General features: G+C 65.9%; 12 protein-coding genes and 1 other RNA gene. 12 read left to right on the top strand and 1 reads right to left on the bottom strand.

Annotated features, from left to right (window positions below; translation table 11 throughout):
• Window positions 1-317 precede the first annotated feature (317 nt).
• A complete protein-coding gene (locus ACV17W_RS09715; RefSeq protein WP_462596213.1) occupies window positions 318-2141 on the bottom strand; it encodes an ATP-binding cassette domain-containing protein in 1824 nt (607 codons plus the stop codon).
• 84 nt (window positions 2142-2225) lie between these two features.
• Between ACV17W_RS09715 and rnpB the strand changes: the two genes are divergently transcribed.
• The 12 genes from rnpB (at window position 2226) to ACV17W_RS09655 (ending at window position 16606) form a co-directional block, all read left to right on the top strand.
• Window positions 2226-2640: RNase P RNA component class A (rnpB, locus tag ACV17W_RS09710), an RNA gene on the top strand.
• A 270-nt stretch (window positions 2641-2910) separates the two neighbouring features.
• On the top strand, window positions 2911-3339 hold the full coding sequence (gene mraZ / locus ACV17W_RS09705; protein WP_462596511.1) for a division/cell wall cluster transcriptional repressor MraZ: 429 nt from the start codon (window positions 2911-2913) through the stop codon (window positions 3337-3339).
• 8 nt (window positions 3340-3347) lie between these two features.
• Entirely contained in the window at window positions 3348-4436 is a 1089-nt protein-coding gene (gene rsmH, locus ACV17W_RS09700; protein ID WP_462596212.1) for a 16S rRNA (cytosine(1402)-N(4))-methyltransferase RsmH, read from the top strand.
• Window positions 4436-4726 (top strand): cell division protein FtsL, encoded by a 291-nt coding sequence (gene ftsL, locus ACV17W_RS09695; protein ID WP_462596211.1) that lies wholly within the window; start codon window positions 4436-4438, stop codon window positions 4724-4726. The genes rsmH and ftsL overlap by 1 nt, the downstream gene beginning before the upstream one ends.
• On the top strand, window positions 4723-6453 hold the full coding sequence (locus ACV17W_RS09690; RefSeq protein ID WP_462596210.1) for a peptidoglycan D,D-transpeptidase FtsI family protein: 1731 nt from the start codon (window positions 4723-4725) through the stop codon (window positions 6451-6453). The genes ftsL and ACV17W_RS09690 overlap by 4 nt, the downstream gene beginning before the upstream one ends.
• Window positions 6450-9278 (top strand): bifunctional UDP-N-acetylmuramoyl-L-alanyl-D-glutamate--2,6-diaminopimelate ligase MurE/UDP-N-acetylmuramoyl-tripeptide--D-alanyl-D-alanine ligase MurF, encoded by a 2829-nt coding sequence (gene murF, locus ACV17W_RS09685; protein WP_462596209.1) that lies wholly within the window; start codon window positions 6450-6452, stop codon window positions 9276-9278. The genes ACV17W_RS09690 and murF overlap by 4 nt, the downstream gene beginning before the upstream one ends.
• Window positions 9268-10437 (top strand): phospho-N-acetylmuramoyl-pentapeptide-transferase, encoded by a 1170-nt coding sequence (gene mraY / locus ACV17W_RS09680; RefSeq protein ID WP_462596208.1) that lies wholly within the window; start codon window positions 9268-9270, stop codon window positions 10435-10437. The genes murF and mraY overlap by 11 nt, the downstream gene beginning before the upstream one ends.
• Entirely contained in the window at window positions 10434-11963 is a 1530-nt protein-coding gene (gene murD, locus ACV17W_RS09675) for a UDP-N-acetylmuramoyl-L-alanine--D-glutamate ligase (protein WP_462596207.1), read from the top strand. The genes mraY and murD overlap by 4 nt, the downstream gene beginning before the upstream one ends.
• Entirely contained in the window at window positions 11963-13156 is a 1194-nt protein-coding gene (ftsW, locus tag ACV17W_RS09670) for a putative lipid II flippase FtsW (RefSeq protein WP_462596206.1), read from the top strand. The genes murD and ftsW overlap by 1 nt, the downstream gene beginning before the upstream one ends.
• Window positions 13153-14226 (top strand): undecaprenyldiphospho-muramoylpentapeptide beta-N-acetylglucosaminyltransferase, encoded by a 1074-nt coding sequence (gene murG / locus ACV17W_RS09665; RefSeq protein ID WP_462596205.1) that lies wholly within the window; start codon window positions 13153-13155, stop codon window positions 14224-14226. Before ftsW ends, murG begins: the two co-directional genes overlap by 4 nt.
• Window positions 14223-15629 (top strand): UDP-N-acetylmuramate--L-alanine ligase, encoded by a 1407-nt coding sequence (gene murC / locus ACV17W_RS09660; protein WP_462596204.1) that lies wholly within the window; start codon window positions 14223-14225, stop codon window positions 15627-15629. Before murG ends, murC begins: the two co-directional genes overlap by 4 nt.
• Complete coding sequence (locus tag ACV17W_RS09655; protein WP_462596203.1) at window positions 15626-16606, top strand: D-alanine--D-alanine ligase; 981 nt, start codon at window positions 15626-15628, stop codon at window positions 16604-16606. Before murC ends, ACV17W_RS09655 begins: the two co-directional genes overlap by 4 nt.
• The last annotated feature ends 12 nt before the right edge of the window (window positions 16607-16618 follow it).

Below are 16618 nucleotides of genomic sequence, written 5' to 3'. Positions count from 1 at the left end.
CTTCACGGCTGGCCAATACTCGCGCGTCAGGCATCGCGCCGGCAGGCGGATCAGGCGCATATGCAGTTGCACCAGCGTGTCAGATAGGCCCGCGTCAACAGTCACCTCGGCTGGCCCTTAATTGCGCGTCGGTCGTCGCCCTCGACGGCCGATCCTTGCGCTTCCGTTGTCTCCGGCCCACCGACCCTGCGCGTCGGTTATCACACCGGACAGCCAACCTACAGGTGTCACCGACCCCCAGGCGACAGACGCCAGCCTTTACCCGGTGGGCAATACGCGCGCGTGAACTGTGGCCCGCGTTTGTGAATATCCGCTGTTCAACCGTCTGCCCGGCGGGCTTCGAGCAATTCCCAGCGCGCGAACTTGTCTTCCAGTTCCGCTTCCAGGGTCGCAAGCTCTTTATTGATGCGGTCGACTTCAGACGGTGCATCACGATACAGGCTGCCGTCGGCCAACTGGCTGGACAGGGCCGCCTGGCGTGCTTCGATGTCGGCGATGGCTTCGGGCAGGCTTTCGAGCTCGCGCAATTCCCAGGCGCTCAAGCGCGCAGTGCGCGCCGGACGTGTCCGTGGCGCCGAAGGGCTGGCGGAGGACTCGGGCCCGGGGGCCGCGGCGCGCGCGGGCTTGTTGCCGGATTGCGGTGGCGCAGGGCGCTGCGCCACCCATTCGTCGTATCCGCCGACATAATCGCGCCATAGGCCCTCGCCCTCGCTGGCGATAGTCTGCGTGACCACATTGTTCAGGAAGACGCGATCATGGCTGACCAGGAGCACAGTGCCTGTGTACTCTTGCAGCAATTCTTCCAGCAGTTCCAGCGTTTCGATATCGAGATCGTTGGTGGGTTCGTCGAGCACCAGCACGTTGGCCGGCCTCGCGAACAGGCGCGCCAGCAGCAGCCGCGCGCGTTCGCCGCCTGACAGGCTGCGCACCGGTGAGCCCGCGCGTGCCGGCGAAAACAGGAAGTCGCCCAGGTAGCTCATGACGTGCTTGCGCGCCCCGCCGATCTCGACCCATTCACTGCCCGGACTGATGACGTCGGCCAGGGTGGCGTCTTCGTCGAGCTGTGCGCGCATCTGATCGAAATAGGCCACCGCGACGTTGGTGCCCAGTCGAGTGGAACCCCGGTCGGGTGCAAGTTCTCCGAGGATGAGCTTGAGCAGTGTGGTCTTGCCGGCGCCGTTGGGGCCGACGATACCGATTCGATCGCCGCGCAGGATGGTGGTGCTGTAGTCGCGTACGACGACTTTTTCGTCGAACGCCTTGTCGACGTTCTTCAGTTCGGCCACGAGCTTGCCGGAGCGTTGGCCGGCAGCGATGGCCAGGTTGACGTTGCCCATGCGTTCGCGGCGGTCGGCGCGTTCGACGCGCAGCCGTTCAAGCCGGCGTACCCGGCCTTCGTTGCGCGTGCGGCGGGCCTCGATGCCTTTGCGGATCCACACTTCTTCCTGCGCCAACAGTTTGTCGAAGCGTTCCTGCTCCAGGCGCTCCGATTCCAGCCATTGGGCCTTGCGCTCTTGCCACTGCGTGAAGTTGCCCGGGAAGCTGAGCAGGCGCCCACGGTCGAGTTCGACAATGCGGGTCGCCACCGCGTCGAGGAAGCGGCGATCGTGCGTAATGATGACGGCGGCGCCTTTCCAGTTGCGCAGCAGATCTTCCAGCCACGCAATGCCGTCGAAATCGAGGTGGTTGGTGGGTTCGTCGAGCAACAGCAGGTCGGGTTCGTCGACCAGGGCGCGGGCCAGGGCCACGCGCTTGCGCGTGCCTCCGGAGAGACCCGCCACCGACGCCTCGGCGGGAAGGCCCAGGCGTTCCAGCGCGGCCCGCACCCGGGCGGGGCGCTGCCAGTCTTCGTGCTCGTCCGATGGCCCATGCACCACGTCAAACACCGACAGGGTGTCGTCCAGGGCGGGCTCTTGTTCCACGGTGGCCACCCGCAATCCGGACAGGCGTGCCACATCACCGTCGTCAGGCTGCGTGCGGCCGTCGAGCAAGCGCAACAGCGAAGACTTGCCGGCGCCATTGCGGCCGATCAGGCCGATGCGTTCGCCTGCCTGGATATTGAAGTCAGCCTGGGCGAGCAGCGCGTGGTGGCCGTAGGCCAGTTGGACGCCGGTGAGGGTAATGAGGGTTGCCGTAGCCATGATTGAGACTGCCTGTTGCGATGCAACCCCTATTGTCGCAGGAACCCGAGGCGGCTTTCTCCGGGTGTACTAAAATGGCGCAGCAAGGCAGGTCGGGCAGTCGCGTGGGATGCAGATCCCTCGAGGAAGGTCCGGACTCCATAGAGCAGGGTAACGGCTAACGGCCGTCCGGTCGCCCGGCAGGTTCGCCTGCCGTCGCGGCTGAGGAACAGGGCCACAGAGACGAGTCTGCGGGGCGGGCGCGCCAAACGCGCACCGGCACGGCTATCTCCGTGCCGCGCAGTCCGGAAACGGGCGGCGGCATCGCAGGGTGAAACGCGGCAACCTCTATCCGGAGCAACACCAAATAGGCATGCGTGCGGCCTTCGGGCCCGAAGGGCGGCTCGCTCGAGCATGCGGGTAGGTGGCTACAGCGGTCCAGCAATGGCCCGCGCAGAGGAATGATTGCCCGCCGGGTCCGCCCGGTGTACAGAATCCGGCCTATAGACCTGTCTTGCTGCTGAATACGCGCCGTCGGGACCTGATCGCGTCCCGGCGGCCGAACGTAAAGCATTGAAAGCGCCCCGCTGTGGCTGACTTCTGAAGAAGGACTTTTAGTTGTTACTGCAACCCCCTGATTTATCAGGGGGTTTTTATTTTGGAAAATTCCAGAAGTGCTCTAAGTCCTTGTTGTGATTGAAAAAATTGCAACCGCGCGCTTGACCCCGATTGCCCATTACCGTAGAGTGGGAAAAAGTAGGAATTTGTGCAATTAAGTGGGGTGAATGTGGTGTTTCAGGGAAGCAGCGCGCTGACGCTCGATGCCAAGGGACGGATCTCGATTCCGACCCGGCATCGTGACGCGCTGATCGCGCAGGCTGAAGGCCGGCTGACCCTGACCCGCCATCCTGACGGCTGCCTGCTGGTGTATCCGCGGCAAGAGTGGGAAAAGAAGCGCGAGCAGATCGCCGCATTTCCCATGTCTGCGCGGGCGCTACAGCGGCTGCTGCTGGGCAACGCGCAGGACGTCGAAATCGACGGGTCCGGCCGTGTGCTCATCGCGCCTGAACTGCGCAACGCTTCCGGTATGACGCGCGATGTGATGCTGCTCGGTATGGGCGCTCACTTCGAGCTGTGGGATGCCGCTTCCCTGGCCCGCCGCGAGGCAGAGGACCTGGCACAGGGAATGCCGGATGTGTTGAACCAGTTTTCGTTCTGAAATCGAGTATGGAATTCGAGCATCGGCCCGTGCTGCTGGAGCCGACGGTGGATGCGTTGCTGCTGGCCGATTTCGGCGGCAAAGGCGCGACACGGTCGGTCCGGCAGGAAGACGCGCAGGCCGAAGATCGCGCGCGGCAAGGGGTGTTTGTGGACGGCACCTTCGGGCGCGGCGGACACAGCCGCGAATTGCTGCGCCGTCTGGGGCCGCAAGCGCGACTGGTGGTGTTCGACAAGGACCCGCAGGCAATTGCCGTGGCCGGCGAGCTGGCTGCACGAGATGCCCGGGTCGTGGTGGTGCACGGTGGCTTTGCCACGATGCGCGAGGCCTTGGCCGAGCGCGGTATTGGCGCCATCGATGGCGTGATGCTGGACCTGGGGGTGTCTTCCCCTCAGTTGGATGATGCCGAACGGGGTTTTTCGTTTATGCGCGACGGCCCGCTCGACATGCGTATGGATACGACCCGCGGCCCGACGGTAGCGGATTGGCTGGCGCAAGCCAGTGTGGATGAAATGCGGGAGGTCATAGCAGATTATGGCGAAGAACGGTTTGCTTTTCAGGTTGCAAAGGCGATTGCTGCTCGCCGCGCAACACGGCCGCTGCGCACCACGCTCGAGCTTGCCGAGTGCGTCGCCAGCGCCGTCCGCACGCGCGAAAAGGGGCAGCATCCGGCCACACGCACCTTTCAGGCTCTACGGATTTACATCAATCGGGAACTCGAAGAGCTCGCGCGCGCCCTCGCGTCAGCTCTAGAGCTGCTTGCCCCGGGGGGGAGGTTGGCAGTGATCAGTTTTCATTCGCTGGAAGATCGCATGGTCAAACAGTGCATCGCGGCGGCGGCCCGGCCGGCCGCGGCGCATGCGCGCTTGCCCCTGCGCGAAAGCGAACTGCCGCAACCCCTGGTGCGGATGCTTGGGCGGGTGCAGGCCGATGACCAGGAAGTCGCGGTCAATGCGCGCGCCCGTTCGGCGGTGTTGCGCGTCGCCGAGCGCACCGCAACGCCACTGAGCAGCGACGGGGCGGCCGCCCTGGTGCCGGCGATGCGTGTGCCGGGCGAATCGGTGCCTGTGCGCCGCGCCAAGCGGAGGCCGCACTGATGGGACGCACCGCCCTGTTCCTGGCTGTCCTGCTGATGCTGTCGGCCATTTCGCTGGTGACGAGCCGGTATCAGTCGCGCCAGCTGTTCATCGAGCTGGAACGCAGCCGCACGCAGGCCCGCACGCTTGATACCGAGTGGCGCAGGCTGCAGCTCGAGCGGGCCGAACTGGCGCGCAACGCCAGAATCGACCGGGCGGCGCGTGAAGATCTGAAAATGATCCCCATCGTGCCCCACCGCACGATCTATCTCAATCAACAGCCGATTCCGCCGGTCGGAGGCACGCAATGAAGCGCGTGCCTTTCTTCGATAACCCGGTGCTGCGCGGGCAATTGCCCACGTGGCGGGCGCGGCTGGTGCTGCTGATGCTGTTGGGCGGGTTCGTGGTCTTGGCCGGGCGTGCGCTTTATTTGCAGGGCCTGTCTACCGAGTTCCTGCAACAGCAAGGCGAGCGCCGCTACGAGCGCACGCTGACCTTGGCCGCCACGCGCGGCAAGATACTCGACCGCAATGGCGTGGTGCTGGCCTCCAGTGTGCCGGCGCGCGCCATCTGGGCGATACCGGAAGACGTCAAGCCGGCCACCGGCGCGCAATTGAGCGAGCTCGCCAAGTTGCTGGGAACGTCGGCGGCCGATCTGCGCGGCCGCCTCGCCGATGAAGATCGCAATTTCGTGTACCTGAAGCGCCAGGTGCCGATGGAGTTGGCCGACCAGATCAAGAAGCTCGATGTGCCGGGCATTCATCAGCAGCCGGAAACGCGCCGCTACTACCCGGACGGGGAGGTGACGGCGCATCTGGTGGGCTTCACCAACGTCGAGGATAAAGGGCAGGAAGGTGTCGAGCTGGCTTTCGACGATCTGTTGTCCGGGACGCCGGGCAGCCGGCGCGTGATCAAAGACCGTCTGGGCCGCGTCATTGAAGACGTGCAGGCAGTAACCATGCCTGCCAACGGGCGCGACCTGCACCTGTCCATCGATACCCGCCTGCAGTATCTGGTGTATCGAGAGTTGAATGAAGCGAAGGAGCGCCACCAGGCAACGGCAGCCAGCGCGATCATCATGGACGTGGCCACGGGTGAGATTCTGGCCATGGCCAGTCTGCCCACCTTCGATCCGAACCGTCGCGAAACTTTCCACACTCCCAACCTGCGCAATCGGGCCATTACCGACACGTTCGAGCCGGGCTCGATCATGAAGCCGTTCACGGCCGCGCTAGCGCTGGACCTCGGCCGCATCAACGCCAATACCCAGTTCGAAACCGGCAACGGCGCATTCCGCTACCAGGGCAGCACCATCCACGACGTCAGCAGGAACGGCACCATCAACGTGGGCGGCGTACTGCGGCGTTCCAGCAATATCGGCATGACCATGATTGCCGAAAAGCTCGAGTCGCGCGAAATGTGGGAGCGCTTCACCGAACTTGGCTTCGGGCGGGCCCCGCAGTTGGGCTTCCCTGGCGCGGCTCCCGGACGATTGCGTCCCTGGGATCGCTGGCGGCTGATTGAAAAGGCGACGATGGCCTATGGGTACGGCCTTTCTGTTTCCCTGCTTCAGGTGGCGCGCGCCTATACCGTCTTTGCCCGTGAGGGTGACATGGTGTCGCCCACGCTGATCAAGCGCGACAGCGCTCCGACCAGCGTCAAGGTCTACACGCCCAAAGTGGCGGAATTGGTGCGTTCAATGCTCGAGGCCGCGGCCGGCCCCGAGGGCGCCAAGGCTGCGCAGGTGCAAGGCTATCGCGTTGCCGGCAAGAGCGGCACGGCCCGCAAGATCGTCGACGGCAAGTACAGCACGCAACGCTATCGCAGTTCGTTCGTGGGCTTCGCGCCGGTTTCGAACCCGCGCATCGTGGTGGCTGTTTCGATCGACGAACCCAAGACTGGCGGTTACTACGGCGGCGCTATTGCCGCGCCGGTGTTTTCGTCGATCATGGGCGGCAGTTTGCGCATGATGGGCGTGCAACCCGACGCACCGTTTGAATCCACCATCGTGGCGGGCGTCCAGGAGTCGTCGCGATGAGCGTCGGACGTCCTCTCTCCGCCGCGGCTGCCGAGGCACTGTCCTGGCTGCGCGACATCGTGCCCGATACCGCACACCTGCGGCTGGATTCGCGTGAAGTTGCGGATGGCGATGTATTCGTGGCCTGCCCTGGCGGTTCGGTCGACGGCCGGGCTTTCATCGAGCAGGCGATGGCGCGTGGAGCGGCCGCGGTGCTGTGCCAGGCCCCGGTGCCAGACAGCGTGGCGGGCCATCCCGCCGTCCACGGCGTGGCTGATCTTCGGCCGCTGTTGGGCGAGCTCGCGGATGACTGGTACGGCCGTCCGTCGGAAAGCCTGAGCGTGGTCGCGATCACCGGCACCAATGGCAAGACTTCCTGCGTGCAATGGATTGCTCAGGCCCTTACCGAGGCAGGCAAGCCCTGCGGCACCATAGGCACGTTGGGCGCGCTGCTGCCTGACGGACGTTCGCTGGGCGGCGAGCTCACCACGCCGGACGTATTGAACGTACATCGTCTGCTGGCGGCAATGAAGGCCGCCGGAGCCCAGGCCGTGGCGTTGGAAGCCTCGTCGATCGGGCTCGAGCAGGGCCGGCTGGACGGCGTGCGAATTGCCGTGGCCGGCTTTACCAATCTGACGCGCGACCATCTCGATTACCACGGCACGATGGAGCGCTACGAAGAGGCCAAGGCGCGGCTGTTCCGCTGGCCCGGCCTGGCCGCGGCGGTGATCAATGCCGACGACGCCGCTGGCGAGCGCCTGTTGCGGCAACTTCCACATGACCGGGTGGTGAGCTACAGCCAGCAGAACGTGCCGGCGGACTTCCAGGCGCGCCAGCTGCAGGCGACTTCGCACGGGCAGGTGTTCGTGCTGGCTTCCCCCGACGGCGAAGCCCAGATCGTCACGTCGCTGTTGGGCCGGCACAATGTGTCGAATCTGCTGCTCGTGGCGGGGGTGCTGTCCAGGCTGGGATCGCCGCTCAAGCAGATTGCCCGGGCGCTGGCCGCCACGTGCCCCGTCAATGGACGCCTGCAGACGGTGGAGCCGCTGCCGGTGCATGGACCTGCGGCGCCGGCCCGCGGCCCGCTGGTCGTCGTGGATTATTCCCATACGCCCGATTCGCTGGTGCGCGCGCTGATGGCCTTGCGGCCGGTTGCCGATGCGCGCGGCGGCCGCCTGGTGTGCCTGTTCGGTTGCGGCGGCGAGCGCGACGCGGGCAAACGCCCGGAAATGGGGCGAATCGCCGCCGAGCTTGCCGACAAGGTCACTGTATCCAGCGACAATCCGCGCCGCGAATCGCCGCAAGCGATCATCGACCAGATCCTGGCCGGCATTCCTGCCGGGGCACGGCTGTATGTCGAAGCCGATCGGGCGCGTGCCATCATGCAGACGGTATGGGCCGCCGATCCGGACGATGTGGTGCTGCTGGCTGGCAAAGGCCACGAGACCTATCAGGAAGTGGGTGGCTCCAAGCTGCCGTTCGATGACCGTGAATGGGCGCGCCTGGCGTTGCTGTTGCCCCAGGCAGCCGCGTTGTCAACGGACACGCGGCGGATCGGTGCCGATGAGATCTTCCTGGCCTTGGCCGGTGAGCAGTTCGATGGCCACGCGTATCTCGGGCAGGCGCAAGCCGCCGGCGCATGTGCCGCGATTGTGGCGCAACGCGTGGACGGCCCGTCGCCCGCGCAGGTGGTGGTGGGCGACACACGCCAGGCGCTGCAGCGTATCGGGGCAGCATGGCGCGCGCGCTATACCTTGCCGGTCATCGCTGTGGCGGGCAGCAACGGCAAGACCACCACCAAAGAAATGATCGCCGCCATATTGGCCGATTGGCAGGGTGATTCCGGCCGCCTGGCGACGGCCGGAAATTTCAACAACGATATTGGCGTGCCGCTGACACTATTGCGGTTGAGGTCCCAGCATCGCGCGGCCGTATTCGAACTCGGCATGAACCATCCTGGCGAGATCGCCGTGCTGGCGGCGCTTGCTGCGCCATCGGTCGCGTTGATCACGAACGCGCAACGCGAACACCAGGAATTCATGCACACCGTCGAGGCGGTGGCCCGCGAGAATGGCGCAGCCATCGAGGCACTTCCTGCCGAGGGCGTGGCGGTGTTTCCGGGCGATGATCCGCATTGCAACGTATGGGAAGCCCAGGCCGGCGCACGCCGCGTGCTGCGCTTCGGTCTGCAGCCCGGGCTGGATGTCTATGCCCGCGAGATCGAAAGCACCCCGTTCGATACGCGTTGCGTGGTGGTGACGCCTGCGGGCACGGCCGAACTGGCGCTTCCAGTGCCTGGGCTGCACAACCTGCGCAATGCGCTGGCCGCCATCGCGGCCACGCTGGCTGCCGGTGCACCGCTCGCAAGCGCGGTGCGTGCGCTGGGCGGCTTCAGTGCCGTGGCCGGGCGCATGCAGCGCACTGCGCTGAATGACGGCACGGTGCTGATCGACGATACCTACAACGCCAATCCCGACTCGGTGCGCGCGGCGGTGGATGTGCTTGCGCAATTGCCGGCGCCCCGAGCCCTGGTGTTGGGCGACATGGGCGAAGTGGGCGACAACGGCCCGGCCATGCACCGCGAGGTCGGTGAATACGCCCGGGACCACGGTATCGACTTGCTCTATACCTTGGGCGAGGCCAGCCGCGACAGCGCTGCGGCGTTCGGCCCCAGGGCGATGGCGTGCGATTCCGTCGAAGCCGTGGCAGAGGCGCTGCGCGCGTCCCGAGCGGCGAGCATTCTGGTGAAAGGTTCGCGCTTTATGCGCATGGAGCGGGTAGTGAAGCTGTTGACCAACAATAACAAGACCACGGCCGAGCGCCAGGGGGACCCGCATGCTGCTTGAAATCGCCCGTTGGCTGTCAGACGACGTGCGCGCGATCGGCGTGCTGGAATACATCACGCTGCGTGCCGTGCTGGCCTGCGCCACTGCGTTGCTGATTGGCTTGGTGGCAGGCCCGCGCGTGATACGAAAGCTGACCGCAATGAAAATCGGCCAGGCCGTGCGTGCCTATGGGCCCGAGTCGCACCTGGTGAAGACGGGCACCCCGACGATGGGTGGCGCGCTCATTCTGATCGCCATCGCAATCAGTACGCTGCTGTGGGCTGACTGGACCAACCGATTTGTATGGGTGGTGCTGCTGGTGACGTTCGGCTTCGGCTGGATAGGCTGGATGGACGACTACCGCAAGGTCGTCTATCGCGATCCCGAAGGCATGCCGGCGCGCCAGAAGTTCTTCTGGCAGGCCAGTATCGGACTGGTCGCCGCCGTATACCTGGCGTTTGCCGTATCGGCGCCAGCCAATACCGAATTGTGGCCACTGTTCAAAGCGTGGGTGAGCAGCGGCTTCACCATGCCGCTGCCCACGCGGGCCGACTTGATCGTGCCGTTCTTCAAGTCGGTGAGCTATCCGTTGGGCGTGCTGGGTTTCGTGGCCCTGACCTGGGCGGTGATCGTGGGCACCAGCAATGCCGTGAACCTCACCGATGGGCTGGACGGTCTGGCGATCATGCCCACTGTCATGGTCGGCAGCGCGCTCGGCATCTTCGCGTATGTCGTGGGGCGGGTCGACTATTCCAAGTATCTGCTGTTTCCCTATATTCCGGGCGCCGCGGAACTGATGGTGCTTTGCGCGGCGATCGCCGGCGCGGGGCTCGCGTTTCTGTGGTTCAACGCGTACCCCGCCCAGGTGTTCATGGGCGACGTCGGTGCGCTGGCGCTCGGTGGCGCGCTCGGCACCATCGCGGTGATCGTGCGGCAGGAGATCGTGCTTTTCATCATGGGCGGGGTATTCGTGGTCGAGACCCTGTCGGTGATGATGCAGGTGACTTGGTTCAAGTACACCAAGCGCAAGTACGGGCAGGGGAGGCGCATCTTCCGGATGGCGCCCCTGCACCATCATTTCGAGGTCGGCGGCTGGAAGGAAACCCAGGTCGTCGTGCGTTTCTGGATCATCAGCATGATGCTGGTCCTGATCGGTCTTTCCACATTGAAGTTGCGATGAACAGCATCCCGTCCCCCCGCGCCGACACGCCGCTGATCCTGATCCTCGGATTGGGAGAGACCGGTGTTGCCGCCGCACGCTGGTGCGCACGGCACGGGGCGGCTCTGCGCGTGGCGGACACCCGCGCCGAGCCCGGGGGGCTGGCTGCCTTGCGCGAGGCAATGGACGGCACCCAGGTCGATTACCGCCTGGGGTGCGGCGACGCGTTCGATCCGACGCTGCTCGACGGCGTCAGCCAGGTGGTCCTGAGTCCGGGTCTCGTGCCCACGCAATCGCCGACCCGCGAGCTTTTGCAGCGGGCCGCCGAGAACAAGATCGAGGTGGTGGGCGAGATCGAGCTTTTTGCACGTGCGCTGGCCGAGCTGGCAGAGTCGCGCGAGTACCGGCCCAAAGTTCTGGCGGTAACGGGAACCAATGGCAAGACCACGGTCACGGCGCTGACGAGGCAGCTGGTCGATGCGGGCGGGCTGAGCGCCCGCGCCGCGGGCAACATTGGGCCTGCCGCGCTGGCCGCGCTGATCGACGCGCTGGACGCCGACGATCTGCCTCAGGTCTGGGTATTGGAACTGTCCAGTTTCCAGCTCGAAACCACGCACAGCCTGAATGCGGACGCTGCCGCCGTGCTCAACGTGACGCAGGACCATCTGGATTGGCACGGCGACATGGATGCGTATGTGCAAGCCAAGGCGCGCCTGCTCAAGATGGCGCGTCTGGCCATCGTCAACCGCGATGATCCGCGCGTCGCCGCCATGGTCGAGGCGCTGGACGATATGAACGTACGCAGTTTCGGCCGCGAACGGCCCGAGCTGGTCGGCGACATGGGCCTGGAATCCGGACAGGGCATGGCGTGGCTGGCGGCTTGCGAGCCCAGCGATTTCGACGAACCCGTCCCTGCGCCGCGCCGTAAGAAAAACGCCCCCCCGCCGCGCCGCGGGGGTGGCCGCCTGAGCCGCCTGATGCCGCTGGACGCGTTGCGCATCCGGGGGCAGCACAACGGCTTAAATGCGCTGGCGGCGCTGCAGCTGGCACGCGTGCTCGACATAGGCTGGGGCCCGATGTTGCGGGCTTTGGGCGATTACGCTGGCGAGCCGCACCGTGCGGCTTTCGTGCGCACGATCGCCGAGGTCGACTACATCAACGACAGCAAGGGCACCAATGTTGGCGCCACGGTGGCCGCGCTCGAGGGGCTGGGCCAGCCGGTCGTCCTGATAGCCGGAGGCCTGGGCAAGGGACAGGACTTCACTCCGTTGGCGCGAGTCGTGGCCCTGCATGCCCGTGCCGTAGTGCTGATCGGCACCGATGGCCCGCAGATCGGGCGCGTATTGGCAGACACCGGCGTCACCTGCATAGAGGCGTCCGACATGCGCGACGCGGTGCGGCGCGCCGCCGAACTGGCTCAGCCCGGCGATGCCGTGCTGCTGTCGCCCGCTTGCGCCAGCATGGACATGTTCCGCAACTATCCGCATCGCGGCGCTGTGTTCGTGGAAGAGGTCGATGACCTCGCCCGCGACCGGGGGGAAGTGTGATGAGCCTGATCGCCGACCTGACAGCCAGCGTCAACGCCGTGCGCCCGGGCCGCACCCGGATGCGCAACTACGATGCGCCGCTGGCCCTGGCCACGACCACGCTGCTCCTGCTTGGCCTGCTGATGGTCTATTCGGCCTCGATTGCCTTGGCCGACGGCCCGCGCTATGCGTCGTACGGCCGCTATTACTTCGTGCTGCGCCATGGGCTGTTCATGTGCGCGGGCCTGCTGTGCGGCGCCGTGGTGCTGACGATCCCGATCCGGATGTGGCAGCGCCTGGCCATGCCCGTATTCATGGTGTCGCTGGTGTTGCTGGTGGCGGTGCTGATACCGGGCATCGGGCGCGAAGTGAATGGCGCGCATCGCTGGATACCGCTGGGTCCGGTGAACTTCCAGCCGTCCGAGCTGATGAAGCTGGGCGCCTTGCTGTATGCCGCCGACTACACCGTGCGCAAACAAGAGCACATGCAGGCCTTTTCGCGGGGGTTCCTGCCCATGGCCTGCGCCCTGGGCGGCGTCGGGATGCTGCTGTTGCTTGAGCCCGATCTCGGCGCGTTCATCGTCATCGTCGCCATCGCTGTCAGCATCCTGTTCCTGGGCGGCATCAATGGCAAGTATTTCAGCAGCCTGCTGGCCGTGCTGGTGGGCACCTTTCTTGCCCTGATCTGGCTGTCGCCCTGGCGCCGCGCGCGCCTGTTCGCGTACCTGGATCCCTGGAACGAAGCCAACGCCTACGGCAGCGCCTACCAGCTGTCTCACTCGCTGATCGCCCTGGGAAGGGGCGAGTGGCTGGGTGTCGGCCTGGGGGCGAGCGTCGAGAAATTGCACTACCTGCCCGAAGCCCACACCGATTTCCTGATGGCAGTGGTAGGCGAAGAACTGGGCTTTGCCGGCGTCATGCTGGTCATCCTGCTGTTCGTGGTGCTGATCCAGCGTGGTTTCGACATCGGCAGGCAGGCCATTGCCATGGAACGCACATTCGCCGGCCTGGTAGCCCATGGCGTGGCGATCTGGTTCGGCGTGCAGGCGTTCATCAATATGGGCGTTTGCCTGGGCCTGCTGCCCACCAAGGGACTGACTCTGCCGCTGATGAGCTATGGCGGGTCTGGCATTGTGATGAACCTCTGCGGCCTGGCGCTGCTGCTGCGCGTGGATATCGAGAACCGCATCATGATGCGCGGGGGCCGCACATGAGCGCGCGCACCGTCCTGATCATGGCCGGTGGCACCGGCGGCCACATCATGCCGGGGTTGGCCGTGGCCGATGTGCTGCGCCAGCGTGGCTGGCGCGTGCTGTGGCTGGGCAATCCCGACAAGATGGAAGGCCGGCTGGTGCCGGCTCGCGGCATCGAGCTGCTGCCGTTGCAATTCCAGGGCGTGCGCGGTCGTGGCGCGGCGGCGTTGCTGAAGCTGCCTTTCCTGTTGCTGCGCGCCGGCGCGCAGGCGTGGCGCCACCTGACGCGCGCCCGGCCTGACGTAGTGCTGGGCATGGGCGGCTATGTGGCCTTCCCTGGCGGGGTCATTGCCGCGTTGCGTGGTTTGCCCCTGGTGGTGCATGAACAGAATGCGGTGGCGGGCAGCGCAAACCGCTGGCTGGCGCGGCTGGCGCGCCGCGTGCTCAGCGGGTTCCCGGCCGTGTTGCCGCGCGGCGAGACGCTTGGCAACCCCGTGCGGCGCGATCTGTGCGAATTGCCGGAGCCTGCGGAACGCTATGCGGGCCGCTCCGGGCCCTTGCGCGTATTGGTCGTGGGCGGCAGCCTTGGCGCCCAGGCGCTCAATACAACGCTGCCACGGGCATTGGCCCTGCTGGACCCGCAAGTGCGTCCGCAGGTGACGCACCAGGCGGGCGAACAGCATCTGCAGCCGCTGCGCGCCGGTTATGCGCAGGCTGGCGTGCAGGCAGATTGCCGAGACTTCATCGACGACATGGCCGGCGCGATGGGCAGCGCCGATCTGCTGGTGTGCCGTGCCGGCGCCATGACCGTGGCCGAGGTGGCGGCGGCCGGCGTCGCGGCGCTTTTCGTGCCGTTCCCGCATGCCATCGACGACCATCAGACCGCCAATGCACGCTTTCTGAGCGATGCGCAGGCCGCCTGGCTATGTCCCCAGGCCGAACTGACACCCGAGTGGCTGGCCGATTGGCTGCGTCAGCGCACCCGCCCCGAACTACAGGCCGTGGCCGAGCGGGCCCGCCAGCAGGCGCGGCCCCAGGCGGCAGCCCACATCGCCGATGTCTGCGAGCAGGCGGCGAGGCGCACATCATGAAACATAGAATTCAGCATATTCATTTCGTCGGCATCGGCGGTTCGGGCATGAGCGGCATCGCCGAGGTGTTGCTCAACCTGGGCTACACCATCAGTGGTTCCGACCTGCAGCAATCGACGGTGACTCGCCGCCTGTCGAGCCTGGGCGCCCAGGTTGCCGTGGGCCACACCGCCGCCAACGTAGCGGGCGCGGACGCCATCGTCACTTCGACGGCGGTGGCGGGCGACAACCCGGAAGTGTTGGCGGCCAGGGCCGCAGGCATCCCCGTCGTCCCGCGTGCCGTCATGCTGGCGGAACTGATGCGCCTCAAGCGTGGCATCGCGGTGGCGGGCACGCATGGCAAGACCACCACGACCAGCCTGGTGGCCAGTGTGCTGGCCGCCGGCGACCTCGATCCCACATTCGTGATCGGCGGGCGCCTGACGTCGGCGGGTGCCAATGCGCGCCTGGGGCAGGGCGAGTACATCGTGGTCGAGGCCGATGAGTCGGACGCATCGTTCCTGAACCTCTTGCCGGTGATGGCGATCATCACCAACATCGACGCCGATCATATGGATACGTATGGTCATGACGTGGCGCGGCTCAAAAGCGCGTTCATCGAATTCACGCAACGGCTGCCTTTCTATGGCAGCGCAGTGCTGTGCGGCGACGATGCCAACGTGCGCGAGATCATGCCGTTTGTCTCGCGGCCCATCACTACATATGGCCTGAGCGAAGATTCGCACGTGCGCGGTGTGGATGTGCAGGCCGATGGCACGCGCATGCGCTTCACGGTGCAACGGCAGGCGCGAGGCACGGCGCTGCCGGACCTGGCCATCGAATTGAATCTGCCCGGCCTGCATAACGTGCGCAATGCGTTGGCGGCGGTCGCCGTGGCAACCGAACTGGGCGTTCCGGACGATTCCATCAGCCAGGCGCTGGCGTCGTTCAAGGGCGTGGGCCGTCGCTTCACGCAGACCGGCGATTTCGCCGTGCCTGAGGCGCACGGCGGCGGCACTTTCACGCTCATCGATGATTACGGGCATCACCCCGTGGAAATGGCCGCCACGCTGGCGGCCGCGCGCGGAGCGTGGCCCGACCGTCGCATTGTGCTGGCGTTCCAGCCTCACCGGTACACGCGCACGCGCGATTGCTTCGAAGATTTCGTCCGCGTACTGGGCGGCGCCGATGCCGTATTGCTGACCGAAGTGTATTCCGCCGGCGAACCCCCGCTCGTAGCAGCGGACGGCCGGGCGCTGGCGCGCGCCCTGCGGGTGGCCGGCCGAATCGAGCCCGTCTTTGTGGAAGATGTGGCGGAGCTGCCGCGCGCTGTGCTCGATTTCGTGCGCGATGGCGACGTGGTGGTGGTGATGGGTGCCGGCTCGATCAGCAAAGTGCCCGCCCTTGTTGGAGAACTGGCATGAAACAGGCCGTGGCGCCGCAAAGTATCGATGTTGGGGCCTTGGGCAGGGTCGGCGTGCTGTATGGCGGCCGGTCCGCCGAGCGTGAGGTATCGCTGATGTCGGGCGCTGGCGTACATGAGGCGCTGTGCTCGGCCGGTGTCGACGCACACCTGTTCGATACCGGCGAGCGTTCGCTGGCGGACCTGGCCTCGGCTGGATTCGACCGCGTGTTCATCGCCCTGCATGGCCGCTACGGAGAAGACGGCACGCTGCAGGGCGCGCTGGAATTGCTTGGCCTGCCCTATACCGGCAGCGGTCCGATGGCGTCCAGCCTGGCGATGGACAAGACCATGACCAAGCGCGTCTGGCTGCAGCATGGTCTGCCGACCCCCGCCTTCGAACTGCTGGACGCGAGGTCCGAACTGCGCACCGTGCCCGACAGGCTGGGGCTGCCGCTGATTCTGAAGCCGCCGCATGAAGGTTCGACCGTAGGAATCACCAAAGTGGTGGGCTATTCCGACATGAAGGAAGGCTACGCTCAGGCAGCGAAGTTCGATGACCGCGTGCTTGCCGAGCAGTTCATCGTCGGCCGGGAATTGACTGTCGCGGTGCTGGGTACGGGTCAATCGGCGCGCGCGCTGCCCGTCATCGAAATCGTGGCGCCTGGCGGCAATTACGACTACGAGCACAAGTATTTTTCCGACGACACCCAGTATTTCTGCCCGGCCGACCTGCCCGAGCCGGTGGCCCGGCATGTGGCCGAGCTGGCGGTGAGTGCCTATCGGGCGCTCGACTGCGCCGGGTGGGGCCGTATCGATTTCATGCTCGATCGTAACCAGCAGCCCTGGCTGCTGGAAGCCAACACGTCTCCGGGCATGACGGGGCATTCGCTGGTTCCCATGGCCGCCAAAGCCGTAGGCATGAGCTACGCCGAGCTGTGTGTATCCATTGTGGCGGGCGCCGCGTGCAAAGTGCACAGCCCCGCTCGCGACTCTTGACCAGGAATATCC

The sequence above is a fragment of the Bordetella sp. MIP270_01_BMS genome, from assembly GCF_054958705.1.
Note: the sequence above shows the minus strand (reverse complement) of the source record. Positions and strands in the feature narration are given on the sequence as shown.